Consider the following 26,753-nt stretch of genomic DNA (forward strand, 5'->3'; position numbering starts at 1 on the left):
TATTCAGTTTTTGTTTGCAGGAGTGGAAAGCAAAGCGGCCAGAGACTGCGATCCTGTTTCCCTCTGGATCTGATCTAGTAGATATTCCAGGCGGGCATCACCGTATGCCGTATGGTAATCCGCAATAGTGGCGTTCTTGGCATCTCCCTCACTCAAGCCGGCATCCTCAGCTTTGAGCCCCCGGGCATAGACCACGGCTGGAACCCGGTCAATCTGGTACCGCCGGAACAACAGGGGATCTACTGCAAGGCTTGCCGGTATCATCTCGCATTCTCCTTCCTGTGGGCGGCACGACTGGTCACGCTGCAGTACTGAGGCGATGAAGCTGATGGTCGGCTGGATTTTCGTCATCCCATCTACGAACCCGCGCATGACCAGGGTGACGTTCGGGTCTCCCAGGCGGGACACAGAAGCGGCATAGTTCCTGATCGTCTGGAGCGGCATGGCCGAAGAAACGAAAACATAGATGCGCTCGGAGTTGGTGAGTTTCCCTTTGCTTTCTTTTTTGGCCTTATCTGCGTAGTAGCCGGTGACCTTATCCCCAAAGACTTCTTTCTTGATTCGTTCTGTCTCACTCAATACGCGCAACTGAAATTCATCAGAGTGGTAGTAGGAATCAAGCGTTCCGGCCAAATCAGACATTTCGCGGTCATTGCGGTTTTTGGGAATTGCCAATCGCTCTGCAAGTTGGTCGGCTTTGGCCAGGGTATTGGCAAGATCCGGCACACTCATTCCTTCCACGTCAGTCTCCTTCCACACGGTTCCATTCACAACAACCTTCACCTTTTTAAGCTTTGTCTGGATGAAGGCTCTGCCGGGTTTACCGCTACACGTGCCCACTTTATTGAGATAAACCGTATCCTCGACGATCCTATCCACGATGCAGCAGGTATCGGGGGTAGTGATATATCCAGGATTACCGGCAGCAGATACAGCCCAGGGTGCAGCGATAAATAAACAGGACATCAATTGAGTGCATAGCCGACGCAACAGACCCTCCTTCGTGTCAGTGACCAGAGAAAATTGTCAGGAGACGTGTTGGTAGTCCCGAAAGGCGGGTTCTTTGCCGTTCCCCAGATCAGCGAGGGCCTGCCAATGGGTATGCAGTCGTTGCCACGTACCGGTCTAGCTATCTGGAGACGGTAATTGCTTTTGACGAGAATCGGCGTCACGACCCCGGCACTGGCGCACTGGTTGATGCCGGTATCATAGAGAAGCGTTTCTCGCCCGAGCTTGAACAGCATCCGGGCCGCCAGCCCGGCATTGACGTTGAGGGGATTGTTTTCGATCATGCTCCCTGACAGGGGATAGAAAGAGCCCCAGCTCCCCATACACCAGAACAGGGGATCAATCGGATACGTAACAGTTGCCGCCACGCTGTCGGCAACGCACGCCAACTGCGAAACCGGATTACCGAACAGGAGCGCCTCCGGGTTGATGATGAAGGACAGGCTGTCATCGTTCCACATGGGATCGACTTCTGTCATGTAGGCCAGGTCGAACGCCCGGTTCTCCGCGCAGGGGAAATCCATGAACAGCTTCAGGATCGACCAGGCTGGGAAGTAGAAGTAATGTGCCTGCTGGAAGGCAAAGTCCGAATCGCCGTACTCCTTGCTGCGGATCTCTCCGGATGAAAAGCCGGGCTTCGGGTTGGTCATGCCGGTGCCCATGACCGGGAAGCAGAACGGGTCCTTGACCGTCTCGATCAGACGGGCATGCTCCCAGAAAGCAGTTGACACGCCAAGGATCAGTATCCCTTTGCTGTCCGGACAGGCACAGACCGGTGAAGTGACGTTGCCGGGAGCCGGCTCGGCGCCATTGCCGTAGGAGACGCTCCCCATCTTCACGGGGAACATGCATTGCCAGCAAATATCGGTCACTGGGTTGAGCACCTTACCCTTGCAAGCACCGCCAGCCCCGTAGGCAACTGGTACTGTTAGAAAGAGCGTGACCAATACGATGATAGTTATGTTATTGCTCAGGTTCATCCTCATACCGCACCTTGAATTCGGACCCTTCGTCCGTGATTATGATGGCCGCTCCGTTGCTTCCGGTCGGATATCGACCGACAGATCCTTTGCCACGATTGGAATTGCTGTTGGCCTCTAGTTGCTCTGGCGAAACAGCACCCCAGTCGTGGTCACGGAATCGACTCTGCACTGCCAGCAACTCTTCCATGAATTTCCCGTTACTGCTGAAGTCATCCATAACTTTTCGCGACAGGACAAATTGCGTACCTCTATCTGTATCTGAAGATTCCGAGGACTTGCTGGTGACAGCCCTCCCTGCTTTGGCAACCCAGTTGACCGGTGCCAGGATGGGTGCCGCCACGGACGGCAGTCGGGTTGTTTCCTCGACGTTCGTCCAGGATTCGTGTGAACAGCCGGCGCAAAGCGCCAAGATGCCAGCCATACAGAGTGATTGAGTAATAATTGAATTCATTGGGCTCCTTTTTTGTCTTGTGACGATCTGGACGCAGCTTTTGCCTTGCCAACCGGCAGCGCCACTTCAGTTACCTCCATCAACCGACCCTTCTGCTTGATGACCGATGGTACGGCCTTCAGCTTGAGGCGTTCGATCATCTTACTGTCGGCATAGAACAATGGACGACTGATCCGCTTCGACACACCCCCGAAATTCCCCTCGGTCAGGAGGAGCGTTACACCGAGTCGCTTGTCATACTCGGAGGCGGCAAACCACTTCACCTGATCCGGGTCGGTGCCGTTGATGATCACCAGCGTTTTCGGATAGGTCACGTAATCGAGCGGATTGAAGGTGTAACCCTTGGGGTAGAGAATGCTGCCCTTGCCGTCTGGTACGTCGATCTCGGTTGTATAGGTCATGTCAACCGGGAAGCTCCGGCTCCGCTTCGCCCGCGGCAGACTCGCCTTGTCCGGCGGTCCCTGGTAATTCTCGACCTTCCGCTTGTCCAGCACCTTGTTCCAGTCCACTTGCCGGGCCCGTTCTTCGATCTCGGCCAGGGCATCCCGCTCCGTGATTCGGTACGTGGTTCCGTAAGTACCAATCACCTTGGCTTGCACCGACGAAATACCAAGCACCAGAGCTATCACAGCCAATCCTGTGCGCCTGATCATTTCGGCGTCGCCTGGTACTTGTTCTGGATGTTTTGCATGATGGTCTGTTGTGAACCATCAATCTTGGTAGCAAGATCCTTCTGTACATCTTCGAAATATTCCGAAAGATCGATCCTCGAAAAATCCAGTGCCTGGAATTCGTCTGGCGTAAGGCCGCGGCAGTTGGGTGCTTCGGGTACACCCCAGCCGCCGTTCGGCTGAAATGATTGCAGTTGCGGTCTCCCTTGTTCATGTATGATCCTCGCCATTTTCGAGTTGAAGCAGCAGAAACTCTTGGCCTTCTGCACACATCCCACTAACGGCCATTTTTTATAGCAATAGTCCCCCACGTAGTGGCACTGTTTGCCTTCTTTCTGCATCCCGGTCTGAATGTCACCTTGATCACATCCGCTTCCCATCAGCACCTTCATCACTACCAGGACGACTACTGCGATGATGATGGTGGCCGGGTTGAACAGGGCAGCGGCATACGCCTGCAATCCGGCTCCAAGAGCAGAAGCTCCTGTAGCACCACTGGCCATGGTTGCGTATGCACCTGTTGCTGCCGCTCCTGATAGAGTTGTCGTAGTTCCGGTGGCGGTGACTACGGTCATAGAGGTGACTGCACCGGTAGCGGTGGTCGATATGGCAGAAATCTGCGCAGCACCGGTCACCAGAGCGTTGCCGTAATAGGCGACCTGACCTATTTCATAGGCCATCTGAATGCCCTGAACCGCTGTCGAGATGCTGCTGCCGGTATCCTCCGAAGCCACCTTGTCGCTTTCGCAGCAGTTATTGAGGTACCCGACCGTCAAGCCGGGGGGACGGCAACGCGACGCTTTTCCATTGAAGATGTAGATCTGGCCGAGGCAATTTCCATTTGCATCTTTCGGCCCGTCATCCTGAAGCATTGACTCGTCGAGAGTGGTCGTCACCTCAGATCCGGGCGCTCCGGGATTGAAACAGGGGTTCGGGGAACACTGCATCTTGTTCTGGTATTCCATGCAAGCGTACTGAGTCCCGAGCGGACAGGTATTGAACCCCTCGAAGCAGCTGTCCTTCTGCGGATTGTAGATACCGGCGGCGCTGCAGATCGGCACCGCCTCGCACTTGCCGATGGGAAGCGGTGTGTAGGTAGTCCCCGCCGGGCAGTTGTGCTGGACTTCGGAAACGCACTTATCAAGCGTGGTTGAAAAAGTAGTGGTAGCGGCCTGGGAGAAGGTTGGGTCCTTGGGACAGGTAACAGGTTGAAGGCACTTGAAGTCAGCCTGACTCCAGCCGTAGGTGCCGCAATTGCGGGTCAGCGTGGCCTGGCAGACGTTGAGGCTCGCGTCATAAGCACCATTGGCGCATACCGGCGACGAGAAACAGAGATTGGCGGCAGCATCAAAGGAGTAGGTGCCGCAGTCCCTGGTAATGGTTGCTTCGCAGAGGTCAGTTGTGGTGTTTAGGGTGCCGTTCGGACAGGAAGGCACAAGAATACACAGCCCGCTGGCGCTGTCATAGGTTCCCTGGGTGCAGGTTGGCGTATATGCGGCCCAGCAGACATCCATGTTTGGGTCGAAGTTGCCGCCTGAACAGGTCGGGTTGGTTGCAGAAAGGCACTGATTACCATTGATGAGAGCCTGACCGGCAGGACAGACCATCTGGGTCGAAGCCATCGTGAATGCCCCGGATAACATCCAGGCGCTGGCCGGTGAGCCGTCTGAGCAATAACGATCCATGAAGTAGTAGTTGCAGTTGCCGACGCTATCGCATTGCAACGCCGACAGAGCATAACCGGTACTGGTCAACTCGGTTCTGGTCAAGAGGCTGAGGGGTGACTGAATCGTGATAGCGTCAGAACCGAGGCAGCAGTAGTTTGCAGCAACACTAACCTGTCCCTGGGGACCGTTTGGGCAGGAAATACTTACATTGCAGCAGGAGTCGGCATACGGTGCGCAAAGAAATGATTGAGGACTGCAGGATAAGACCTGCTGTGCGCTGGCACCGGTGATGGCGTCACACTTGTTTGTGACCACATTGTAAGTGGTGCCTGCCGGGCATTCGGGAGCTTTTTCGCAGCGCCCCCGGGAACTGTTATAGCTGTAGCCGCTTGGACATGATGGCACGAAGGGCTGGACGCAGAGATTGTACGAGGTGTTGTAGCTGCCATAGGTACAGATCGGCGAACGTTCGCACTTGCCGGTCCCGCCATTGTAGGCATAGCCATTGGCTGCGTCACAGACCGGCATCCATGCTTTTTCGCATCGATCCTTGGCCGCGATGAATGCTCCCCCGTCAGTGCACGTTGCCGACTTCACACAACGGTCATAGGTCTGGCTGGCCGGGTTGGCGTCATAGGTATAGCCAACGGGACAATCGTTTTGAACCAGTTTCTCACAGCGGTCGGCAACCGGATTGAAGGTACCGTTTTCCGGACAGACAACAGCCTTGATGCATTTGTCGATACCAGAGTCCCAGGTATAGCCGCTGCCACACACGTTCTGGGCGTTGGCCTGACACATGTCACGGGTTGTCTCCAGAGTAGAGCCAGCCGGACAGACTGGTGCGGTATAGGTTTCGACGCATTCCGTGGAACCGACCGGGCAGAACTGCCCTTGAGCGGTCTGAATGCAGTTTGCTGTTTCTCCCGGGTCACCGGCATAGCCGTTGTTATTCAGATCCTGACCGCACATGATGTTATTGATGGCATTGGGATCAGGTGGTGGCGGAGGAGGTGGCGGCGGTGGCGGAGTAATCGTGCCGGGATCAATGTACGACAGGGCACAGTCGAGCTTGCCGGGAAATTCGACTATCTGTGAGCTTCTTGTCCCATCGAGACCGCTGGCCCAGATCCCGTCACTCCCCATGACGACTGCCTGCGGGTCCTGTCCGGTATAGGCGCCAGCTGCCGGCCAGTTCGTGAATGGAAGGCCCGAACCGTCAACAGCAGTGAACCCGACGGGCCCGAACTCTTTCCAGGCGTCGATGTAGGTGCTCTTATCCGAGGTTGCTGTCCCCAGATATGCGCCATAGCGCTTGATCAGGAAATCCAGTGTCTGCTGGCTGTCCACGCTGACCGGTTTGGCCGCCCCGAACTGTCCGAGAGAAAGCATCCTCTTGAGCGATGCCGTGTCGGTGCCGGTCATCAGGTACTCCCGACTGATATTCGCAGAAAAGTCGAAATAGATGTCGGGAAGCGACTGACTGCCGCTAACGGCTGACTTGGCGATGGCGTAGGTCTTGCCGTTAAATTCGGTGAAGAACACCAGGGCATCGCTGTAACGATATGTGGTACCCGTCGAGATGGAGTCCTGGCAACTGACAACAGCCTGAGCCGTGGTGGTTATCCCGGAGAGGGAGAGCAGGAGAACGGCATAGAGAACTGAATAGGCGATACGGAATAGCATCTGGTTTTACCTCGACTGCATTGGCTGCTTCTGGCCGCTGGAACAGATATTGTCCTTGCCGGCCAGTCGGAGTGTCTGAATGACCGTGGCAGCCTCAGCAAACTCGTTGATGCACTGGCAATCGATGACGATTTCTTCTCCCGGGTCGGCAGGACAGCTGTTGTTGATGCAGGTCTTGTAGAAAATGTCATAGGACTGTGCCGGTACCCGCATGTCGGTGACATTTCCGGTCGTCGTCACCTGGGTGTCGGTCTTGGCGATGCGGGTTTTGCAGGCCACTTCACATTCGGACGCCGGGTCCCGTTGCGGCAGGTTGATGCTGCCGTTGGCAATGTTCCACCCCGTTGGGCCGAGTCGTGGGTCCTGGAACGTCAGATTCGCTGTGTTGTCGCTGGCAGAAGAGACCACCTTCCCGAAACGGGTTGCCACATCAGAGAAGTCGTATTGCTGGCTGCCGCAGACGTACGTACGCTTCTTGTGCCACCAGTCGCGGCAGATCTTGTTGGTACCCACCTGTCCGGTGAAATTCTTACAGGAAGGAAGTTGGTTGAAGCCGGTCGGATTGAAGTTCTGGTAGGTCACGACACCATCGATATCCTCTTCCTTCAAGCGACAGTCCGGATCGTTGGCCAAGGCGGCACACTTATCCTCAACGGCTTCCGTGTAGGTGTCCTCCTTGAAGTCGAAGAAATAACTCCAGTCGAACGAGACACCTTGAGCACCCTTTGCCGGACAGACGATGCCGGTCTGAACGGAGGTATCGAAACCGTTAATGACACCGTCCACGGATGCTGAAGCGTTATTGCAGCCGCCGCCACTCATGTTGTTCATGTTGAAGGTAGCGGACATGAGCTGGCCGAGCTTTGCCGGGTCTGGTGTGGACACGGTGACGGGTTTAACTGTATGCCAGCCATCTCCGCCCGGACTGCCGCCGCAGTTGTTGTGGGCCGCTCCCGGTCCTCCCGGGCCGGTATCCAGGTATTCCAATTGATAGGTTAGATCATCGATCTTATGAACCCGTATGTAGACCAGGTGATCGGTACAGAGGGCACTGTTTCCTGAGTCGTTGAAGGACTTGGTGGTGGTATCAACACGGCCAGCCCGGTCAACAGTGCAGATGCTTGACTTGCCCTGAGCCTCCCGGGCCGCACCCGAGTTGGAGATCATGTAATAGAAACTGCTCGGGTCGGATGATTGGGAGATGGCAGCAGAATCCCGAGCTGCCGTCAACTGGGGCCAGTTGGTGTAATACCCCGTCAGGGTATCCACTGTTGGGGAAGAAGCGAATGCCGCGACACTCGTGGCGGCATTGTTCGTTTTGGTGGTCACTTGCCCGTAATAGGTAATGGTGGTGATGTCGGTATTGACGTTAGTAATGGTGAAGGAGGTATTGCTGGTATGAACTGCGTTGACAATACCCCCACCGATATCCTTCAACACGATGGCGCTGTTGACCCAGACCAGGTTGCTGCCGCAACTGCTGTTGATGCAATAGCAGCCACCGAGATCGGTAATGGACGCCGGTGCTTCAGTTACCCTGCCATCAGCATCGGCGGCCCACGTATAATATTTGCAATTCGTCCAGCTACCGGCATTACAGGAGATGAAGCCGTTGGCGCAGACCCCTGACACAAGCGACGGCACAGCGTGAACATTGTCGATGGTGCCATCAGTGTTAAGATCCTGGCTGATGATGACCTGCTGCAGGTCACCGGTTCCTGACGGCTGTATCATCACCTCCAGGAATTTTGCCGATGAGGGGGCGTTCAGGGTTGCCGGGAAGCTGGTAGCGCCGTTCACCGTCTGCATGAGGTTCGATGAGTTGGTCATCGGCAACGAGATGTTGCTGTTGACAGAATTCTTACTGCCGAACCGGGAGAGCGCCGACTGACCGGCATTCTGGCCAGCGGTCTTCCCATCGATTCCGAAGGCAGACGTGCTGCCTAACGTCACAGACATCATCAGACTAACTGCGGTATTTCTTGACCATCTCACGGATTGCATCCTCATAACTCACTCCGCCATCAACCATTGCCTCTATTTCAGTTATCTCGCTCGCATCAGACGTGAAGACGTAGTAGGAGAAAGGATCTACGGCCAATCTGCCGACTCCGACGCCGAAAGGAGTGTCCATGAAGATCTCCGAGTACTTGGGCTTGTTGCTCTTCGTTGACTTGAGAATCCGCATGGTAAAATCGTCGTAATCCATCAGCTTCTCGTCCAGAGCCTTCTCAAAGTCGGACGACTCCAGATAGAATTTGAAGGCCGAGTTATTCCGGATGACATCGCCAACCCCGCCGAAGAGCTTCATGTCGAGTACCGACTGGGTGATTATGGTGAAACTGCCATGGTATTTGCGGGCACGACGGTACCCTTCCTCAATGACCTCCTTCAGGGTCGAACTCTCTCCAAGGAATTGCCATGCCTCATCAAAAACGATCAGTCGCTGATCCGACTTGTCGGAGAGATAGAGATCCTGGGTTACGGCATTTATCACCTGAAGGGTGACTACCCGGAACAGTTCCTTACGGGACTTGAGATGTTCCAGTTCCAGCACCACGAATTCGTCGTTGGAGATGTCGAGACTGCTTTTGCCGTTGAAGAAACGGCCAAAGGTTCCGTCGCTCTTGAAGTCGGCCAGGTTGAAGGCGAGTCGGGAAGCAGCCTCCTTGATCTCGCCACCCTCTGACGAGTAGTGGTCGAAATTGAATAGGTACTCGTGGACGGTATCGATATCTGCATCGTTGCCCTTCTGCTGCCAGGCCCAGCGAACTGCTCCCTTGATGAGGGTCATCTCTGTCTCGCTGGGGATGGTTTTTCCGGTGGAAAAGACCATCTGGGCAACGATGGGAGCGATAACCGGGATGTCGTACTCGGGATCGATGATGTTGGTGAAGGGGTTCAGACAGACCTGAGAGTCCTCGCTGAAGTCCAGGTAGCGGGCACCGAACAGTTTGGTCATCTTCTTGTAGGAGCCGCCGATGTCGATGATCCGGATCTTCGATTTCATGGCGAAGTAGTTGTAGACCAGATAGTTGATAAAGAAGCTTTTGCCGGCGCCGCTGGAGGCGCAGACCATGGCGTTGTGGTTGTTGACTCCCTTGTTGAAGATGTCGAGACCGAACAGATTTCCCTTGCGTCCGGCGAAGAGCATTACCGGTTTGCCCAGTCCGGAGAAGTCCCCCTGCACCGGTAACATCACTGCGATACTGTCCACGGGGAGGATATGGTCCCGGTCAAGGGTGTCGATGTTGCTGCCGTGGTCGTAGAGACCGAATGGCAGGGAAGAGATGAACAGGATGGGAAGAATCCCCTTATCCTCCTGCATGACATACCCTTGCCCCTCCCAGACCCGCTTGGCCCTGGTGACGGACTCGTTTACCAGCCATTCGTCGCTGCCGTAGACCCACATGATAGGAATTACCCGGTAGAATTTGGTGCCCCGTTCCAGTTCATCAACCGCCCAGAGGTACTCGTCTTTCTTTCTGGCCAGCGATGGGGCAAAACTGCCGACTCCCTGCTGCTGCAGGACCATGTTGCATTTGGTGTGGAGTTTATTCTTCTGGTTTCGCAGGACGATATTCAGCGTAAAGAAGAATGGCGTCCGAATCTGATCGGAATCGGTAGCCATCCCCATGATTCCACCAAAGAGTTGGTTGGTCTGGATCGGGTCGCCATTCAGAGGGAATGACTTCGGGGTGACGCAGCGGAAGTGTCGGGAACCGAACTTGAGAGAAGAGAACCTTTTCTCTACCTTGGTACCGAGCAGCACCTGCTTGCGGATGATATTGCGATCGTCATAGTGGCTACTATTTGCAGACGGGTCCTCATTCAGCATGCGTCTCAGCCAATCAAGCAAGTTCCCCGGATTGACAACAACCGGTGATAAGCCGGCGCCACGCAGCACTTCCTGGATTGTTCCGAAAACTTCATCAAGATTTACATGAGCACTATCCTTCACCGGAAACTTGACCGTAAAGAACATCCTGAAGTTCCGGATCGGAATACCGCTCAGACAGCCGAGGCCTTCCACACCTTCCTGAAAGAAGCGGGACACGTTGTCAGAAACATCGCGTACCAGTTTGCTGTCACGCAATTTCATGGAAGTGTATGTGTCCACAATCTGATTCACAAAGGGGTCGGCAAACAGGATGAACTGCATGATCGAGCCATCAGGCAGGTTTACACGGAACAACCCCTCCAGAGTTCTGATGGTAGTCTCACAGGCAAAAGCCAGGGGAGCACACTCCCACATCATCCCGAAGGTGTTGTCAGTGTTCAGATAGATCTGATTCTTGGGGTCATGGGCAATCCACGGGAAATATTCGGAAAAATTGTCCCGTTCGGTGAGGCGGCGCAATTCGCTCCTGGTGAAGCCTCCTCCACTTCCAAACAACGCTGACGCTACTCCCATGTCTACTCCTCCTCGCCGGATGTAACGGAGTCACCCATCAACCAGCGCGGTTCATCAACGAAGAAGTAGACATAGCGCAGCATGTAGAATTCATTGTCCTGGCCGGTGTATGGCAGAAGGAGCACCCGCATGGTTTTTGGGGGTGCAACAACCGGTGTGATCGGTTCTTTCAGCAGTCCGCTGAATTTGTCGAACAGTGCCGATTGGTAGCGGTTGTAGGTACCGTTCTCTTTGGCCGACGGATGCAGAGAGATATCCTTCTTGCCTTCGGTGCAGAGACCGGCTGCAGCACTGTCAGCATTACAATCGTCTTCCTTGTGTTCTGCAGGTGCTTCGCTTGATTTGCCAGGGCTTGCTGTCGATTCCTTGTAGGCGGTTTGCACCGAAACGCACTTGCCGTTGCTGGTTTCAGGGCAGCTAAAGCTGCTTTCGTAGGGGTTGAGCAGGGCACAGCCGCTCATTGTCAGCATTCCTATCGTAATAAGGGCTTTCTTCACTTTCCGCCTCCCTTGGCAATTTTCTTGATGTCCAGATTGATTCCTTCGCTGATGACCAGTGTCACCGGCTTTGTGGCTCCGACTTCTATGACCGGCATGGTTTGCCTGGCCAGTTCCATGTAGAACTTCTGGATCTCTTTGAAACCACTCGACAGGCCGGACCCAAGCCCAGACATGGCAATGTCTTTGGGGTCAACGGTTTGTGTTGTACCGAGAGGGCTTACGGACATGGTCGTGGCCGCAGACTTAATCGCGTCACCGGCACCGCCGAAGAAACCGGCCAACATGCTCCTGGCGATCATAGAGCCCATCTTGGCAACGACCCGGCCTCGCAGGCCAATTTTGCCGTCTTCATCAACGACGAACCCTTTGATCTTCTGGTCGACTACCGCCTGCCCCTTACGGTCGAGGCATGACAAGGAAACGAGCAGCAGTTCCGCGCGCTCGGTGGCCAGGTTCCCCTTGCCGTCAGCGATAACAAAGCACCCTTTGAGGTTAGCCTTGACGCTATTGGGCAGTACCGCTGGAGTCTTTACCCTGAGCAGCACCGGCACCGGATTTCCTTTGGCTTCCGAAGTGGTTGGAGCGTCCAAGCCACTCAACAGAGTCGCCTCCATAAAGGAAGGTGGCAGATAGACCGAGACGGTCCCGACGTCTTTTTTTTTATCTTCCGCATCAGCCTTGGCGGGCTTGCCTGATCCAGGAGACGAAACGATGGCGATATCACCGATTTCGGTTTCGGGTGGAGACTGCATCTGACCTGCTGCCATTCCTTGAGCTGTGGCAGGCGGTGGGGGAAGCGAGATGCTGCTGCCTTGCGGCATCGGTGGAATTGGAGGCAACGGTTGTTTTGATATTGCTGTCCTGCCAGAACCGGTCTTTTGCAATTGGCCCTGCTGCTGAGTATGATTGTCTCCCGGTACAGCGGGGGCTGTGCCGATCTGAGCCACCGGCGCTGTAGTCGGATCACCTTTTTTCTCACGGGTGATCTCATCGAGTCTCTTCGTGAGTTCGGCAACCATGTCGTCACGCTTGGCAATCTCCTTCTGGCTTTCGAGGAATTGTGACTTTTCAAGGAGTTTTGGCTCGATGCTCAAGGGCGCCTGCTTCACACTTTTATTGAGAGCAGGATCTTTCCCTTTGTTCATGACGTAATAGCCAATCGTAAATACGGCCACCAGAATGCAGCCAGTCATAATCCAGACAAGATTTCGGCGCTGACTGCCACTTAGACCGTTCCAGAAAGACAGGAGCTTATTTTTCATCGTCTGCCTCCTGTACATCTGACTCGGTACGGTTTTCTGAGGACTCTTTTGGGTTACCAGATTTGTTGACTGTCAGACTCTGCGTTGGTTGATCCATTACCGGCAGGTCACCGGTCAGTCTACGAACTCCCTGTTTCTCGGCACGTTGCTCCACCACAAAAACTCTGGAAGTGTCTCCTGCTCGCAGAACGTGACGTTCAAGAGATACAGCTATGGGGTTCTCCACCAGTGCCGTACGCAGAAACATCTTCTCGTTCATCTTGAATTCGGGAGTTTCTCCCCGCAGTGATGCCTCGTACTCCTTGATCCTGAGACCTTCACCCTCGATATCTACAGTCCGTTTGAGAGTCAGAAGGATTTCACGGAACGTGAAGAAACGTTTTTCTTTCTTGTTGATGCTGTATGAGTCAGGAATGTTCTCGGTGTAAACTTCCCTGATCGCCTTGAGCACTTTCTTCTCGAAGGGTAAACCGGCATAGAGAGACAGGTTCTCCTTGATCTTCTTCTCCTGGCCGGAAGTGAGGCGGATTGTTTGGGATGGCACTCTTTGGGGAAATGCGACCATGCTGAAAACCTTGTCACCGCAGACGACGTAGAGCTCGGTCGGTGTCGATGAGTAGGAAAACTTGTCTCCTTTCTTAATCACCTTGAACTTCACGAATGCATCTTTGCCGGTGATCTTGATCGTTACCCCCTTCTCGGTGGAGGTCAGGACTTCTCGAATGTCAGTTGGGCAGGAGATCCGATTTATGTCGGAACTCGACAGCCGAATACCGGTTGACGATTCGGGCAAGACAACGGTCGGAAACTCCCCTTCGACCGGCTTTTCAATAGCCTGGTCAATTGAAGCTTTCTGTCTCTGGAGACCACCTTGTTCCACTGCATGCGCCAATGTCGGCACCAGCAATGCAGTCAGTAAAGCAAACGTTTTACGCATCACGCCCCCTTGTTCTCGCCTTGCGCTGGCTTCTCATAGAGACGCACCAAGACGAATTTTCCGTTCTCGAAGCGGTATTCGATGAGGTAGACCTTCAGAACGTCCTCTGCCTTCTGATCCACCATGTAGGTCTTCTTGGTACCGGTCACTACGAGACGCCGCTTCTCGGCGTCATTGATGATTGAATGAATGTAAAAGGCACTGGAGGCCTTGGTGTTTTCGATTTTGTCCGCCAGTTCGTACAACTCTTTCCGTGATGCCTGGAATTCGGCGGGGTCGTAGACTGCTAGCAGCTCGCTGAACTGCGACCGGACGTTGACCGGATTGTAGGTAAGCGCCAGACTCAGGATGTAGCGGGTGAATTCCTTGAGGTATTCATCCGAGGCTTTGTCACCGGAAACCGAGATCTTTGAATTGATGGTCGGCGGCACGAGAATCACCCGCTGACTGTTCAATGCAGTGAATAGTCCGGCTGTGTTGATGACAACGGCAATGCCAAGTGCTACGACCACGAACTTGAGCAGCCGGTTTTCGGCGAAAATGTTGGAACTTTTCTGTAGAAATATGTCGAGGTTCACTTCTTTCTCCCTCTGTTTGTGGTCATTCCAGAAAATCTCTTTCGAAGAACTGCGGGTACCCCTTCATCGGTGCCAGACCGATGAAATAGAGAACGTGGCGCAGGAAACCTCGCGGGTACTGACGCTTGAATCGGCTGTATGCCCACGGTACGATGATCATTGTCAGCCAGAGATATCCCCCGAACTGCTGGGCGAAGATAAAACTTGCCGTCATGATGGCCAGGTCATCGGGTTCGAACCAGAGGACCTGGAACGGCTGCGTCAGATATTGGGGAAACTTGCGGATCAAGTACGCCTCCGTTCATGGCTACAAGATGGTGGGGGGGCTTTCGCCCCCCCGGTTGTGGCTAGATGATCATCCCGAGTGAGGTGACGATCTTGTCCGAGTTGATGACGAGTACTCCTCCCAGGATGCAGAGGACTGCCGGGACCATCTTCTGCTGGATCATGACAACGACGCCGGCAATGATGGAGAGAACACCGGCGATGGCGCCGAATGGTCCCTTGAGGATGTTGTTGATGAAGAAGTCGTAGGCCTCGAAACCGAACGAACCGGCTACGGGGGCAACGAGGGCCATGGCCTGGGATGCCGCCAGCGTTACGATCATCGCAACGAGGGTCATCAGAAGCATTTTCCGCTTGTGCATTCATTTCTCCTTTGAGCTGTTGGTGTGATGGTCAGACGATGTTGCGAAGTAGATTCAGTGTGATTGCGGCTTGCTCACCTCCTTTCCCTTGTCCAGCAACCCGGTGATCCGTTGGATGTCTGCACCATTCACGTGAGCACCTTCGATCCAGAGTGCCGGTGTTCCACGTACGCCAAGTCCAGCGGCAATTTTCTCCATCTCCTCCAGTTGCTGTTGCTGTGTGTCATCGGTTATGGAGATTGGCTTTCCGTCCAGCACTCCCTCGAATACCTCATGGAATGCCTTGTCCCTGTCAGATTGCGACAGGATGTAGCGGGCCTTTTTCTCTGCGTCGGGATGTATCCTACGTAGTGGGACGAAATAGACGTAACGGGTCACGTCAGTTCGCTTCGAGAGGAAGTTGTCAACTTTGCGGCAATAGGGGCAGTCAGGGTCGGTGAACTCGATAACCTTTTTCGGGCCATTGCCGATTTTCAGGGCTTTATCCAGGGGGAGGCTGTTGATTCTTTCTGCAACAACCTTCTCCCGCATCTCGGCTGTCAGGTTCTTGCCGTCTTTGGTCCAGATTTCACCAAAAAAGAGGTATCCTTCGGGGCTGAAGTAAAATACCTGTTCGCCTGCGGTGATCTCATATAGGCCTTTGAGCGGCGATTCCCTGAAGCCATCCAATTTCATATTTGGAAAGGTCTTCATCAGGGTCTCTTTCTCCGTTCTTAGATTGTCGTTAGCCATAGAGAAACCCGCCGCAGTCACGATGAACATCATCAGCCCGCCGACCATAAGTTTCTTGTTATTTGCGATCTTCACATTCCCTCCTTTTGTAATCCGATGATTTCTACTCTTCTGTTCTGTTGCTTGTCCTGCGAGGCAGGGCAGCATTTGCCCCTGCCTTCGATAGTGTTGATGTTCACCCCCTTGGCCTTCAGTGCCGTGGCGACGGCTTCTGCTCTTCTGAAGGACAGTTTCTTGTTGTAATCATCCGTACCGATTGTGCAGGTGTACCCGGTTATACCGACGGAATTACCTGCGGGAATATCCCTTGATATCCTTTCCAAATTGCCCTGCTCAAATTGGGAAAGCCTGGAACTGTCGAACTGAAAGTGAACCGTCCCGAGTAGCCCCTTGATTTCAGGCTGCTCATTTCTAGGTACAACGGCTACAACCTCAGATTGAGTAGTAGGCGGCTGTATTGGCATGGAGTCGCTTATTCTCACTGCAAGCTTGGTAATGGCAGGGAGGATGGTCAGCTTGCTGTCCGGGCAATTTGAACAGACAACAAAAGTGTCTCCACTCTGGGCTGATGCTGCATCAAAGGAATACGCGAATGGTCGTTGGCGTATATCGGAAGCTAAGCTTGACAGTGGAACGAGAAAAACGATCGACGCAGTGGTCATAAACTTTGCCAGCATGAGTCCTCCAGAAATTTGATCTTCATATTGATTATCTTCAGGGGGGGAAGGTGCGAGGGTATAAATAAGAAAAACACTACAGACATTTTTAAAGTTGACTTTTGTTATGCGAATATTTATAAACAGACCGGTCGGTATATTATATGGGTGAGTGTGAATTATGAATAGCAAGGGAAGCAAGACAAAACAGGAAATAGTCACCAAAGCTTTGGAGCTCTTCTCGGTCAAGGGATACTACAACACTTCCATCGGTGACATTCTGGAGGCGACCGGACTGACCAAAGGCGGTCTGTACGGTCACTTCAGCAGCAAGGAGGTGCTTTGGGAGGCCACCTATGACGAGGCGGTACGAATCTGGAGTGAGATAGTTTTCAAGGATACACGTGAGATTGAAGATCCTCTGGAAAGACTGGGATGCATGGTGGAAAACGACATGCGCGATTACCTCGGCAAGGATATTTTTCCTGGAGGGTGTTTTTTCCTCAACATGCTGGTAGAGCTTTCCGGTCAGGCGGAAGGGATGAGATTCAAGATCTGGCGCGGCATTGAAGGGTTTTCCAGGTTGATGGCCTCTTGTCTTAAGGAGGCGGAAAAGAAAGGGATCATCAGACCCGGACTGGATCATATCGAAATCAGCGCCTTTTTTATCATTGTCCTGAATGGTGCAGCAGCTCTTTATGCTGCAACCAAGGACCCCCTGGTATGGCAACGGACGATCAGACAGCTTCACGCGTATCTGGATCAACTGAAGGTGTAGAAGGAGTCGATGTGGCCATCCTGCTCAAAAAACATGAGGTGATATCAATACCTGCCGCACTGAGAAATGATATGCGCGTTCACAGTGGATGCATCTGGTTGACCCGTTCAAGAGATCGTCAAGACTATATTTTAAGGCGAACCGAGAAGGTTGTTCTGGATAAGGGTGAAACTGCGATCGTCGAAGCGTTGAAAGATTCATGCATAACGATAAAGAGCGTGCATAACCAGTAAATACAGATAGGAGGAGCAACATGACACAGGTTCTTTATGAAAACCGAAACCGAATCGCTTACATCACTCTCGACAGACCGGACGCACTCAACTCGCTGGATGATAATCTGAATGATGAATTATGGGACGTATGGAGCCGGTTCGGCAAAGATGATTCAGCGGATGTCGCCATTCTGACCGGGAATGGTAAGGCCTTCTGCGCTGGAGCAGATCTGAAAACCTTCATACCAAAGTGGGAGCATGCCACCATGCTGGATGTGCGCAATAATGTTTCTACCGGCATTGCAGGCGGCATCACCCGTGGCCAGCACAAGATCACCAAGCCAATTATTGCCGCGATTAACGGATTCGCCATTGGCGGGGGGTTTGAACTCGCGCTTGCTTGCGATATCCGTATAGCTTCGGAAAAGGCCAAATTCGGTGTGTTCGAGGTGCGTTACGGCTTGCATCAGGGTGACGGTGGGCTTGTCAGATTGGTCGCTATCGCCGGTATGGCTGTGGCTCTGGAACTAACTCTTACAGGGCGTGAAGTTGTCTCCGAGGAGGCATTTCGTCTTGGCTTGGTCAGCACAGTTGTGCCTCATGCCGAATTGATGGCGACTGCAGAACAGTATGCAGCCATGATCCTGGCCAACAGCCAGCAGGCGGTCCGCTCCGCCAAGGAGACAATTCAGGATGTTGTCGGGCGAACTATGGATGATGCTCTGCGCATTGAAACAATTAATTCCTATTCCAACCTGGGTGACTTCAGTGAGGCCAGGGAACGATTGGCCGCTTTCAACGTAAAAGGTAAAGAATCAGGAAAAGCGTAAGAACTGCCTGTGCTGTTCTGGCACCTGATTATCTGACAGCAGGAGCGCTTCAGGGTGATCACAAAGTCCGGATTTAGCAAGGATCGATACAGGAACAGATGCTATTTTCCGGATGATTTCTACTGATGAAGTGTTTCTTCCCGGGTTGACCATGAAGACCGAGGTATTCAGCCATATCTACTTTACTGGCCTCACGATCTTCCCGCGACCGTGTCTCAAACCATAATGGAAATATGAAAAAAACCGCAAACTCCAGAAAGAAGTCCGCGGCTTTCAGTCTCATCCTCGCTGGTGCCGTCTAGCGAGATCTTTTAGGGGCCCTGGTTCCAACCCCTCGAAAACATATGGATTCAATATCTGATTTCCCCACATCAAATTTCGATCAACTTCGCTTAACGATGCATTGTCACAGACAGTCGACCAATTCTGCTCGATGCACGTTATCTGTTTAGCGATAATGTCGACGGCCTCCTCTTCAGAGAGGAGAAATTGCGGAGCGGCAGCAATGCAGGTGGTGATCCGGCTTGACCGATCTTCTCCCGCGATCAGCATTGCCTGTGTGGCGGTTTGCCCATGGCGACCCTGTGGGCAGATATCGTATGCAGGGGTTAACATCAACATCTGCCCATCCCAGAAAGCTGCATGATTGCGGGCGTGGTCGTCAGTATTGCCAACTAGGATATTGAACACGATGCGGGAAAACAGTTCGCGCAATGTTCCGGGAGCATTTCTGAATTTACTCCGGATAATTTCGGCCAACGTTTCGTAGCTTGCGTAACGGGCCATCATCTCATCCAGAGTCAACATCGTCAGTGCCGAAACCAGGCTCTTGCGCTGCCACCCGTTGGCCGTTGCCATCCGATCAAAACGTTCAACAAGTAGCACATCCTTACCGGCGGCAAGTTTCAGAGAGACCTGTGCCACGTCTAGGCCTGCCTTGTCAGCTAGTCTCATGGCGACATACTCTGCTTTGACGACGGAGTAGAGGTCTGTAGAGGTGGAAAATTTCGCTATAAATTTCCGGGAATCGCTTTCTATGAGGGCCTTGGGGCGCGCTCCACCGATAGAGGTGCCATGCTGAAGTGCCTGGGCAAGCTCAGGAGTTAGCGGAATACCCTTCTCGACACGCTCGGTCGCCTCAATCAGTTCTTCAATGGGGGCTCCTGAGGCATATCGTGGCTCGTACTGCGTAGGCGATAGCTGGAAATCCAGGGCGCCTATCCGGTCGGACCCTGACTCGATAAGGTAACTGAGTTCGTCGAGTGCTGCCGGATCGATTCCTGATGCTTTATTTCCGAACTTCTTGTTCAGTATTACCCTGCGTCCCCAGGCATCAGGAGCCGCATCCCGCAGACATCCAGGAATAGAAAGACCAGAAAGGAGAGGAAGTAGCCCCTGACGTAAGGGAAGTTCAGCGTCGTAAATCGGTATAGCATTGCCGCGCTGAAGATAGCTTTTACCGTAGTTGAAGACATATGTCGTCCCTACGGCCGTAAGCATCCCGGCAACCACCGGTTCTGTCTCCCCAGGGAGCCAGATCCAGACATATATTTCTTTGTAATCAGAATTCATCGTTTACCTTCACAGTGCTGCGAACCAGCTTGGGTAGAAGAGCCAGTTTATCGTCTATCCGGCTTATATTCCTGGAGATGTTTGCGTTTCCTTCATCCCCGAACAGGTTCACTCCAACCAGGTTGGCGACCTCGAACACCAGGCCGATCTCACACTTCGTATCACCGCGCTCGATCTTCTGCAAGGTTCTTCTGGAAATCCCTGCCCGTCCGGACAGCTCTTCCTCGGTCATCTTGCGCTCTTTCCTTCCAAGCCGGATGAGCTTGCCCAGCAGTTCTGCTGCATCCCGGGTCTGACGGAGATATGTGCGGTTCACTGGAGACGCCATAGATCACCAATTGAGTATTATCGTAGTCATGTAATTGCTTCGTGATTACGATAATAGCCAAACTTTAAGAATGCGTCAACGATTATTGAGATCTTTCTTCTCGCAAAAAGTGATAGAATATTTTCCGATTTACTTCGTTGATAGCCACGCCAACTGATGTTCCTGTTGGAGCATTTTTATAAAATCCATCGGAGATATGTTGCGTTGCCTTAGTAACAGTATTAACTCCAACTCTTTGCGCGAGATTTCATCACGTCCAAAGTATAGAGTTCCAGACTTTTCGTCAAAAAACAGGGATCGAAGCCAATTAGCTGTCGTCACCCCATCTTGACCCGGAACGATAGATGGATTCTCTATGAGAATTGACGCAATAAGCTCAATTACCTTATGAACATCTTGTCTAGTCATGCTTCCGCTCAAATTTCATACAACCAAGTTCCTGAGCAACAATATCGCCATATTCGTCATATATTTGCTCAGAGGTCTTGTCCAGTATGTATTTACCGTACTTCCTGGTGGCCAGATTCACGAGCAATCTTCCAAAGCGGTCCCCATACTTGATGGTACATTCCTCAGTGAGGAGAGTGACGTGATTGCCCATCTCCTCGTTAAAATCATCAAAACCTAGGTGATCAATTCGTCTCATAGTGTTACCTCCCGCACTTCTCCAGGTGCTGTGTTAATTTTTGAAATCACGTCACTTCTTTCTAAACCAAGCCATTCAGGAAAAATTATTTGCATGGCTGACTTTACTTCGTCATTTCAATATATTGCCAAGAACTGCGGCACAGTAGTCTTCCGACAGTTCCCCAAGTGGTAACGCCTGACGTTCAAGAGTCGTTGGCATTAATGGTGCTGATTCACGTATAGTAATGGGTGTTTCATTCCGATTTGCTTTGGTGATGGTTTTCAGTGGTTCTTCGTATCCCTTGGCCATGAGCGCCATAACCTGTGCCCCCTGTTCCGTTGCCAGAAAGTATTTAAGGGCTTCGTGGGTAAAGGCCGACTGCTTCCGGCTTTTACGAAGGCGTGCGAAAGCATTGACGATGTCGGGATCATAGGTTTTGATCTTGAGCGTGAACTGGGCCATGATTCACGCTCACATTCCGCCAGCGAGTGAACGGAATCCGCGGGCATTCGCAAATTCCGGAACCGGCAGGACGATTACCTCGATATTCTTTGCCGGGAAGCCATCCTTAAGCAGTGCGGCACCACCACCAAACAGCAATACCCGGTCGAAGTCGGCATGCATTCCAACGTGCGCCTGCAACTCTCCCTGGACATCCCTAAGGATGTGCTCGATGTAGGCAACGCCGGCATCGCTGATTTCTCTTCTGACATCGTGTCGCTCGAATCCGTATTGCAGATAACCCTTCTCGATCAGGAAAGCTATTTCGACCGGGGTAAAAGTGCCGGAAGGTGCCAGGTCCTTGATGCGTGGCAGCAGATAGCTGGTTGCCATTTGGTGAACACCCCGTTTGTTGAGGGTCTTGCCGTAGATGATCTGTCTTTTCTGAGGAGAAAAGAGCGTAAAGATGATGGTGTTGAATCCGATGTCTATTCCCAGCACGTTGCCTTCAGGGCGTTCCTCGACATTATCCAGATAATCCCTGAGTCCACCGAGTCCTTGCGGGAATATGGCAACGTCAGTGACGAGCGCTCCAGTCAATGCCTTTGCTAGGGCCGGAACCGCTCCGCCAGGTTTGTTTTGATCCTGCCAATAGGAATATGGCAGACCAACGGCGAGTGTTACTATCCCTTCTGCTCTCGCCGCCTTGAAACAGTGGCCAACAAATTCTGGATAAAACCTTACAAGCTCTTCCATTGTTTTCAGGTAGGACGACCCTGATGACAACAGAGCTTCTTCCCCTAACAGCAGGTTTTCACCGTCATACCTGAATGCGGAAATAATTCTCCCCTTACGATCCTCATACATCCACTTCGCCGACGAAAATCCCAGATCACAAACCAGCACTCCCATGATTGCCTCCTTGGAGAATATTTTGGGGAACAAAACGTCCCCTACACCTATAATCTTGCGGGGGGGAAGGTGAAGGAGACGTTTTTGGGGAATATTTGGGGGAATATTTAGGTTCCATTCAATTATGGACCCTTTTCCGGTACCTTTTTGTTCCCCTAAAAAGGCTCCTTACCTCTGTTTGCGATACATGGAGAACTTTTGTTCTCCACGTTGCGTTATTGGTTTTGTATCTGGGCGATCATCAATTCCAGGCGTTTGATTTGCTCATCAAACCGGAGCGCCACCAGGAAGCGCTGTAATGCGTGCTCCAGATCTATGCCGCCGGCATTTATCGCCGGATTGCCGATCAACTCGGCAACGTAGGCATTGCGGTCGGGATGCCAGACGATTGTTACGGATGGATGTGGATCATGTATTCTGGTGGTTGGGACCCTCTGCGGCGGATCTTCACCAAACATACGCGCATAAACGGCAGGAAAGTCTCTCTTCAACGCTACATGGACAGCTCCTTGTTCACCTTGTGCCAGTTCTCTTGCCGCTTTTACAGGATCAAAGCCCCATCCTGTACACCAGCGCGGGAAGGAATAGCCTTTCTTCCGCAGAACGGATTCCCATTTGGCATCGATTCCGTATGACCTACGCAGACCTTCTTTTGGGAGGGTATCAATGTGGCCGGCACCCCTGAGCAGATCATGAATATGTTCGGCGCTGCTCTTGTTCAGTGTCCTGGTTATTTCGATAACGCTCAAACCGGAGTTAAATGCCTCCTCTATTCGCGAGTTGAGCGTTTCTTCCAGATTTTCTATTCTCATTCCGATTCTCCTTACGTTGATGAGGTACAACATATCTAAAAGAACAAGTTCTTATAGATATGTTTAGTTGTCGACTCTGACAGATGTTTATGACCAAAAATTATCGTGGTTCCCCTCCAGCATGGCCAACTGGATCAAGGTATGTTTGCGACTTCCGGAACGAGAATGACGGCGAAGGTTGTAGGCCGCCTGGCGAACTCGATGAATTTTGAAATGCGGGTACTCGATCTCGAAGTGTTGCCGGATGCGGTTGGCCATATCTCTAGCTCGGAGTTTTGCCCTAGGTTTGAGATTGAGATAGTTGCTAAGGATGTATCGTTCAATTTTACCGAAATTGGGGAAAGCCAGCATGACCGCCCTCTTATCTGGTTTGAAAGTTTTATTCATCTGGGCAACGTACCATTCGTCTGTCCAGATTCGACAGAGAGCAGAAAGAAGCTGCTGATTACTATCCGTAAGCGGGGATTCGATGATGCGGTCTTCAGCAAGGCGCCTGAGCACCTTCTGGGATAATGGCTTGAACTTCTTGATTGCTGCATTGCGTTTCATTATGGCTCCTTTTGCGGGTTGTAATAATCGGTTGCTGTTGCCGTGAAGTGTTTCGATCATGAAGGCGGGCTTCTTGCCGAGAAACCCAAATGCGTGAAGTCCTGAGTGGCTACACAGCCAGACATTATGTCCCGGTGTTTTTGAGTCACAAGCCTCATGCGGTCAACGACTATGGTTCCGTTGTCTGCGAGCTGCTTTATCCGTCTGAACGCCCTTTTCAAAGTGTCACGGACATTAAAATCCGAGCAGCCGTAAAGTTCAGCGATCTCGTAGGTGGATAGTTTCCCTTGTTCCGCTACCCCCAGGGAGAGAGACAGGGTTTCCCTTTCCTTTTCCGTCAAGTGGTGGGAAATAGCCTCGAAGATCGCCTCGATGTTAGCACCATCATCACTCCCGTGAATCGTCTGTTCGACTGCCTCAATGTCGCCATAACAGATATGCGAAGGAATCGAATTGGACCCATGGGTGAAGTTAGGGTCGGGAGTCAGAACGCTGATCTTGTTCCGGAATGTGGTCCAGAAGGCAGCCTCGAACGGGATATTCTTCTCCTGACTGCGGAGAACCGCGACGAATGCAGCCTCGTATGCCTCTTGCTGAAAGTCGCACATTTCATAGGGGGTGAATTTCCGATACTGCCTGATCTTGCTCTTGATCGTGGGTTCGTTGTCCTGCACCCATTGCATTGCCTTGAAGAAATCCATGTGACCTCCGCTCAAACAAAAAAAGCCGGTCACGGAAGTTTTCTCCGTAGACCGGCTTTGCCAGCACATTGAAGTGCCCGGCCGTGCCAGATTGAATCTGTGCTATTAGGTTGTCGTACTACGACTGGAGACCGGGTGTTCCCGGATCACTTTACGGTTTCAGAAAGTCTTACTCCCAAGCATGAAGCGATACGGATAATTTCCTCTGTAGAGGAGATCTTCCGAAGATGATCTTCAACCTTTCTCCTGATTCTCACGGTGTCCCATCCTGAAGGAAGGTAGATGCCAAAAAGATGAATGGTACCGTCTTCAGCAATGCTGATGGTTTGATCACGGAATGCCTTGATGACGACATTGATGTTCGGCAAGCCTTCATCGAGGCGGTATGCATTTCCGGTATGGGTAATGGTGAGTCCTTGCTGACGTAAATAAGCGATGACAATTGTCACAGCGTCATCAGGAACTGGGCAGTTCATGGGGGTCCTCCTTGATGTTTTTCAGCCCCTAATGGTTATAAAAGGTTAAAAGAAGGTTAGGGGGTTGTGGAAAACTCTGTAACATCGCGTGCTGCAAAACGAATTTCCGATGTGCTTGTCGGCCAAAGGTCAATAGTTCTGCCGGTCTAAAGTCAATAGGTTTGCCGGTCAAAAGTCAGTACCTGTAGGGCTTAGGTCTATACTTTGTCGGTCAAAAGTCAGTAGTTCGCCGGTCATAAGTCAATACTTGGTAAGTCATAGGTCAATGCCTCCGTGCGACGGTAACCAGGTCATCCTTGACCTCCCAGGATTCGAGGAAACTCACTTTCACGAGAACATCGAGCGCTTTTCTCAATTCGATACGGAAATGCCTCAGCTCCATTTCGGAACCGCACAGCTTGATGAGAGTCTCAGCCTTTACCGGGAAAGGTTTCCGATGACTTGACCAGTAACCAAACAACTTGGATGCGATGCCGTCTGGGAGCGCTCGCCTCGTTTCCCAGTTCACCCTCGTCAGGAACTCTTCGTCAAATAGGAGGCGCATTTCCTCGCCAACCCAGACTTCCCATCGGGATAGATTTTCATTGTTATCGTTTCTGGATCTGAACTTAAGGATCAGAGAAACACTGATGAAGGTATCAAGGCGTTTTGATTGGAAGCGGATTGCTGTAGCCTGCATCCTGCTCAAGCAGACACGGAGTCGGTCGTAGCTTTGGCCCTTGATGGGCCAGCCAAGCATTTTGATGAAAGAATAGGGGGTGAAGTCGATGCAATCGCCAAGATGGGTCTTTTTTGCCAGGTGCATCAGGTGCAACCAGACAAGTTCATCATCCTGGCGCAGTTCCTCTCCGCGATAAATTACCTGGCCGTCTCCGATCACAGCTATTTCTGCGTCCTTCATGAAGAGACGAGCTTGATTACGGTTCCGGCAATTGAAAAGTGCCGAACGAAGGATTTCATTCGGCATTGCTCTTTGAGTATCAGGCCACTCTGGAAGATACTTTGGTCTCGCTGCGAGGCTTTCAAGAATGCGTTCGAACGAATCAACGCCGCTTCTATCGTCAACTGAACTTGCTCTGTGTTGGAGTCTATTATGTTGCAATGGCCACCTCCCGGGATCGCGGAGGTGGTGACGGTGAAACTCTAATATGTTCGGTTTCACGCACAAAGGCCTGGCGTTCGAGGTCCCGACGGATAATATCCATCACACGATCAAACCTGGCTTCAGGGTCTGGAGATTTTCTGTATTCGATGGTTACCTTCACGGCCTACTCGCAACAAACAGAAGATTAACTAAACATTTTGATGAAAATATTAAATACGTATGCTATAAATGATGAGTAAATGACGATTGTCTGTTCCATATAGACGATAAACCGTTTGCAAATATCATCAATCGGCCCAGAGTGCATCAAATGGCCAACCTAATTCTTTGGCAATCAGCCTTTGCAGACGTTGTGATTTTGCTCTGCCGCTGATTACGTGATAGACCGCAGTACGATGTACCCCTGCTTTTTCAGCGATATGTGATCCTGATATTCCTTTCTGCATCATCAGGACCTTTATTTTAAGCGCTTTCCTCATCATGATGATTATTGTTGCATAAGGATGAAAACCATGTCAAGCCAAAATCTGCATAATGATGATAATTTGATCGAATCTATCATCGAAAAGCTGAAAAAAGCCCTTGATCTGAAGAATGATACGGATGTCGCAAAAGCGCTAGAAAGCGACCCAAGGCTGCTTGGAACCTGGAAAAAGCGGGGAACAGTCCCGTACGATAAAATCATCAAATTGTGTATCAGGCATAACATCAATTTGCAGTGGATTTTCTCAGATGATAGTTCTCTTCCGACCGTGTGCCGTGACAATGGACTTGTCTCGGAGGCTGATGGCTACGTCCGAGTTCCTCGTTACGAGGTCAAGGCCAGTGCTGGAGGAGGTGCAATTATTCATAGCGAACAGATTGTAGATCACTTGTATTTCAAGACGGAGTGGGTAAAAAATGTGTTGGGAATCCCCAGGGATTTTCTGGCACTCATTTCAGTTCAAGGCGATAGCATGGAGCCTACCCTGAGCAACGGCGATCTAATCTTAATCGATGTCCGGACGTCGAAGGTTGAAGATGGCGCTATATACGTTGTGCAATACGACGATGCCTTACTTGTGAAGCGTCTTCAGAAGAAGTATGACGGCTCTGTTGTGATCCGAAGCGATAACACCCTATACGAGCCTGAAATTCTGCATGGGGAAGAGGCGTTAAATCTTAAGATCGTCGGTAGGGTGGTTTGGGCCGGCGGGGTGATTTAGACAGGAATG

General features: G+C 52.0%; 29 protein-coding genes. 4 read left to right on the forward strand and 25 right to left on the reverse strand.

Going from position 1 to position 26,753, the window contains the following annotated elements:
- Positions 1 to 3: 3 nt before the first annotated feature.
- Genes ACOCF6_RS13585 through ACOCF6_RS13655 form a run of 15 tightly spaced genes read right to left on the reverse strand, consistent with a single transcriptional unit; the run spans position 4 to position 16,213 of the window.
- A complete protein-coding gene (locus tag ACOCF6_RS13585; protein WP_482460872.1) occupies positions 4 to 966 on the reverse strand; it encodes a type-F conjugative transfer system pilin assembly protein TrbC in 963 nt (320 codons plus the stop codon).
- Positions 966 to 1,988 (reverse strand): TraU family protein, encoded by a 1,023-nt coding sequence (locus ACOCF6_RS13590; protein WP_482460873.1) that lies wholly within the window; start codon positions 1,986 to 1,988, stop codon positions 966 to 968. Before ACOCF6_RS13590 ends, ACOCF6_RS13585 begins: the two co-directional genes overlap by 1 nt.
- Positions 1,972 to 2,442, reverse strand: a complete 471-nt coding sequence (locus ACOCF6_RS13595) for a hypothetical protein (RefSeq protein WP_482460874.1) — start codon at positions 2,440 to 2,442, stop codon at positions 1,972 to 1,974. The genes ACOCF6_RS13590 and ACOCF6_RS13595 overlap by 17 nt, the downstream gene beginning before the upstream one ends.
- Positions 2,439 to 3,095, reverse strand: coding sequence for a hypothetical protein (locus ACOCF6_RS13600; RefSeq protein ID WP_482460875.1), 657 nt, complete (start codon positions 3,093 to 3,095; stop codon positions 2,439 to 2,441). Before ACOCF6_RS13600 ends, ACOCF6_RS13595 begins: the two co-directional genes overlap by 4 nt.
- Positions 3,092 to 6,466, reverse strand: coding sequence for a conjugal transfer protein TraN (gene traN, locus ACOCF6_RS13605; RefSeq protein ID WP_482460876.1), 3,375 nt, complete (start codon positions 6,464 to 6,466; stop codon positions 3,092 to 3,094). The genes ACOCF6_RS13600 and traN overlap by 4 nt, the downstream gene beginning before the upstream one ends.
- A gap of 6 nt (positions 6,467 to 6,472) precedes the next feature.
- Positions 6,473 to 8,470 (reverse strand): hypothetical protein, encoded by a 1,998-nt coding sequence (locus ACOCF6_RS13610; RefSeq protein ID WP_482463360.1) that lies wholly within the window; start codon positions 8,468 to 8,470, stop codon positions 6,473 to 6,475.
- The gene (locus tag ACOCF6_RS13615; RefSeq protein ID WP_482460877.1) at positions 8,433 to 10,880 is read right to left on the reverse strand and encodes a TraC family protein; all 2,448 of its coding nucleotides are present in this window, start codon (positions 10,878 to 10,880) and stop codon (positions 8,433 to 8,435) included. Before ACOCF6_RS13615 ends, ACOCF6_RS13610 begins: the two co-directional genes overlap by 38 nt.
- A 2-nt stretch (positions 10,881 to 10,882) precedes the next feature.
- Entirely contained in the window at positions 10,883 to 11,377 is a 495-nt protein-coding gene (locus ACOCF6_RS13620) for a TraV family lipoprotein (protein ID WP_482460878.1), read from the reverse strand.
- Positions 11,374 to 12,642 (reverse strand): TraB/VirB10 family protein, encoded by a 1,269-nt coding sequence (locus ACOCF6_RS13625; protein WP_482460879.1) that lies wholly within the window; start codon positions 12,640 to 12,642, stop codon positions 11,374 to 11,376. The genes ACOCF6_RS13620 and ACOCF6_RS13625 overlap by 4 nt, the downstream gene beginning before the upstream one ends.
- The gene (locus ACOCF6_RS13630) at positions 12,632 to 13,579 is read right to left on the reverse strand and encodes a type-F conjugative transfer system secretin TraK (RefSeq protein WP_482460880.1); all 948 of its coding nucleotides are present in this window, start codon (positions 13,577 to 13,579) and stop codon (positions 12,632 to 12,634) included. The genes ACOCF6_RS13625 and ACOCF6_RS13630 overlap by 11 nt, the downstream gene beginning before the upstream one ends.
- Positions 13,579 to 14,157 (reverse strand): type IV conjugative transfer system protein TraE, encoded by a 579-nt coding sequence (locus tag ACOCF6_RS13635; RefSeq protein WP_482460881.1) that lies wholly within the window; start codon positions 14,155 to 14,157, stop codon positions 13,579 to 13,581. Before ACOCF6_RS13635 ends, ACOCF6_RS13630 begins: the two co-directional genes overlap by 1 nt.
- 22 nt (positions 14,158 to 14,179) lie before the next feature.
- Entirely contained in the window at positions 14,180 to 14,446 is a 267-nt protein-coding gene (locus ACOCF6_RS13640) for a type IV conjugative transfer system protein TraL (RefSeq protein WP_173201758.1), read from the reverse strand.
- Between the two features lie 58 nt (positions 14,447 to 14,504).
- Positions 14,505 to 14,804, reverse strand: coding sequence for a hypothetical protein (locus ACOCF6_RS13645; protein WP_078788887.1), 300 nt, complete (start codon positions 14,802 to 14,804; stop codon positions 14,505 to 14,507).
- A 54-nt stretch (positions 14,805 to 14,858) separates the two neighbouring features.
- Positions 14,859 to 15,611: a DsbC family protein gene (locus tag ACOCF6_RS13650; protein ID WP_482460882.1), complete on the reverse strand. Its 753-nt coding sequence runs from the start codon at positions 15,609 to 15,611 to the stop codon at positions 14,859 to 14,861.
- Positions 15,608 to 16,213, reverse strand: coding sequence for an OmpA family protein (locus ACOCF6_RS13655; protein WP_482460883.1), 606 nt, complete (start codon positions 16,211 to 16,213; stop codon positions 15,608 to 15,610). The genes ACOCF6_RS13650 and ACOCF6_RS13655 overlap by 4 nt, the downstream gene beginning before the upstream one ends.
- A gap of 160 nt (positions 16,214 to 16,373) precedes the next feature.
- On the opposite strand from ACOCF6_RS13655, the gene ACOCF6_RS13660 reads away from it, so the two are divergent.
- The 3 genes from ACOCF6_RS13660 to ACOCF6_RS13670 are packed head-to-tail and all read left to right on the forward strand — an operon-like array spanning position 16,374 to position 18,015.
- Entirely contained in the window at positions 16,374 to 16,970 is a 597-nt protein-coding gene (locus tag ACOCF6_RS13660; RefSeq protein WP_482460884.1) for a TetR/AcrR family transcriptional regulator, read from the forward strand.
- Positions 16,971 to 16,981: 11 nt separating this feature from the next.
- Entirely contained in the window at positions 16,982 to 17,203 is a 222-nt protein-coding gene (locus tag ACOCF6_RS13665) for a DUF2917 domain-containing protein (RefSeq protein WP_482460885.1), read from the forward strand.
- A 20-nt stretch (positions 17,204 to 17,223) separates the two neighbouring features.
- The gene (locus ACOCF6_RS13670) at positions 17,224 to 18,015 is read left to right on the forward strand and encodes an enoyl-CoA hydratase/isomerase family protein (protein ID WP_482460886.1); all 792 of its coding nucleotides are present in this window, start codon (positions 17,224 to 17,226) and stop codon (positions 18,013 to 18,015) included.
- A 279-nt stretch (positions 18,016 to 18,294) separates the two neighbouring features.
- On the opposite strand, the gene ACOCF6_RS13675 is transcribed toward ACOCF6_RS13670, so the two are convergent.
- The 10 genes from ACOCF6_RS13675 to trfA form a co-directional block, all read right to left on the reverse strand.
- Positions 18,295 to 19,587, reverse strand: a complete 1,293-nt coding sequence (locus tag ACOCF6_RS13675; protein ID WP_482460887.1) for a type II toxin-antitoxin system HipA family toxin — start codon at positions 19,585 to 19,587, stop codon at positions 18,295 to 18,297.
- On the reverse strand, positions 19,577 to 19,915 hold the full coding sequence (locus tag ACOCF6_RS13680) for a helix-turn-helix transcriptional regulator (RefSeq protein ID WP_482460888.1): 339 nt from the start codon (positions 19,913 to 19,915) through the stop codon (positions 19,577 to 19,579). Before ACOCF6_RS13680 ends, ACOCF6_RS13675 begins: the two co-directional genes overlap by 11 nt.
- Positions 19,916 to 20,315: 400 nt before the next feature.
- The gene (locus ACOCF6_RS13685; RefSeq protein WP_482460889.1) at positions 20,316 to 20,561 is read right to left on the reverse strand and encodes a hypothetical protein; all 246 of its coding nucleotides are present in this window, start codon (positions 20,559 to 20,561) and stop codon (positions 20,316 to 20,318) included.
- Between the two features lie 111 nt (positions 20,562 to 20,672).
- The gene (locus ACOCF6_RS13690; protein ID WP_482460890.1) at positions 20,673 to 21,005 is read right to left on the reverse strand and encodes a hypothetical protein; all 333 of its coding nucleotides are present in this window, start codon (positions 21,003 to 21,005) and stop codon (positions 20,673 to 20,675) included.
- 9 nt (positions 21,006 to 21,014) lie between these two features.
- Positions 21,015 to 21,896, reverse strand: a complete 882-nt coding sequence (locus ACOCF6_RS13695) for a ParM/StbA family protein (RefSeq protein ID WP_482460891.1) — start codon at positions 21,894 to 21,896, stop codon at positions 21,015 to 21,017.
- A gap of 215 nt (positions 21,897 to 22,111) precedes the next feature.
- Entirely contained in the window at positions 22,112 to 22,708 is a 597-nt protein-coding gene (locus ACOCF6_RS13700; protein WP_482460892.1) for a hypothetical protein, read from the reverse strand.
- 87 nt (positions 22,709 to 22,795) lie between these two features.
- Positions 22,796 to 23,317, reverse strand: coding sequence for a hypothetical protein (locus ACOCF6_RS13705; protein ID WP_482460893.1), 522 nt, complete (start codon positions 23,315 to 23,317; stop codon positions 22,796 to 22,798).
- Positions 23,314 to 23,958: a sigma-70 family RNA polymerase sigma factor gene (locus tag ACOCF6_RS13710; protein WP_482460894.1), complete on the reverse strand. Its 645-nt coding sequence runs from the start codon at positions 23,956 to 23,958 to the stop codon at positions 23,314 to 23,316. Before ACOCF6_RS13710 ends, ACOCF6_RS13705 begins: the two co-directional genes overlap by 4 nt.
- A gap of 146 nt (positions 23,959 to 24,104) precedes the next feature.
- Positions 24,105 to 24,434 (reverse strand): hypothetical protein, encoded by a 330-nt coding sequence (locus tag ACOCF6_RS13715; RefSeq protein ID WP_173201767.1) that lies wholly within the window; start codon positions 24,432 to 24,434, stop codon positions 24,105 to 24,107.
- A gap of 262 nt (positions 24,435 to 24,696) precedes the next feature.
- The gene (gene trfA, locus ACOCF6_RS13720; RefSeq protein WP_482460895.1) at positions 24,697 to 25,596 is read right to left on the reverse strand and encodes a plasmid replication initiator TrfA; all 900 of its coding nucleotides are present in this window, start codon (positions 25,594 to 25,596) and stop codon (positions 24,697 to 24,699) included.
- Between the two features lie 455 nt (positions 25,597 to 26,051).
- Here trfA and ACOCF6_RS13725 point away from each other — a divergent pair, with 455 nt between their 5' ends.
- Complete coding sequence (locus ACOCF6_RS13725; protein ID WP_482460896.1) at positions 26,052 to 26,744, forward strand: LexA family transcriptional regulator; 693 nt, start codon at positions 26,052 to 26,054, stop codon at positions 26,742 to 26,744.
- Positions 26,745 to 26,753 lie beyond the last annotated feature (9 nt).

It is taken from the genome of Geobacter psychrophilus, assembly GCF_056821595.1.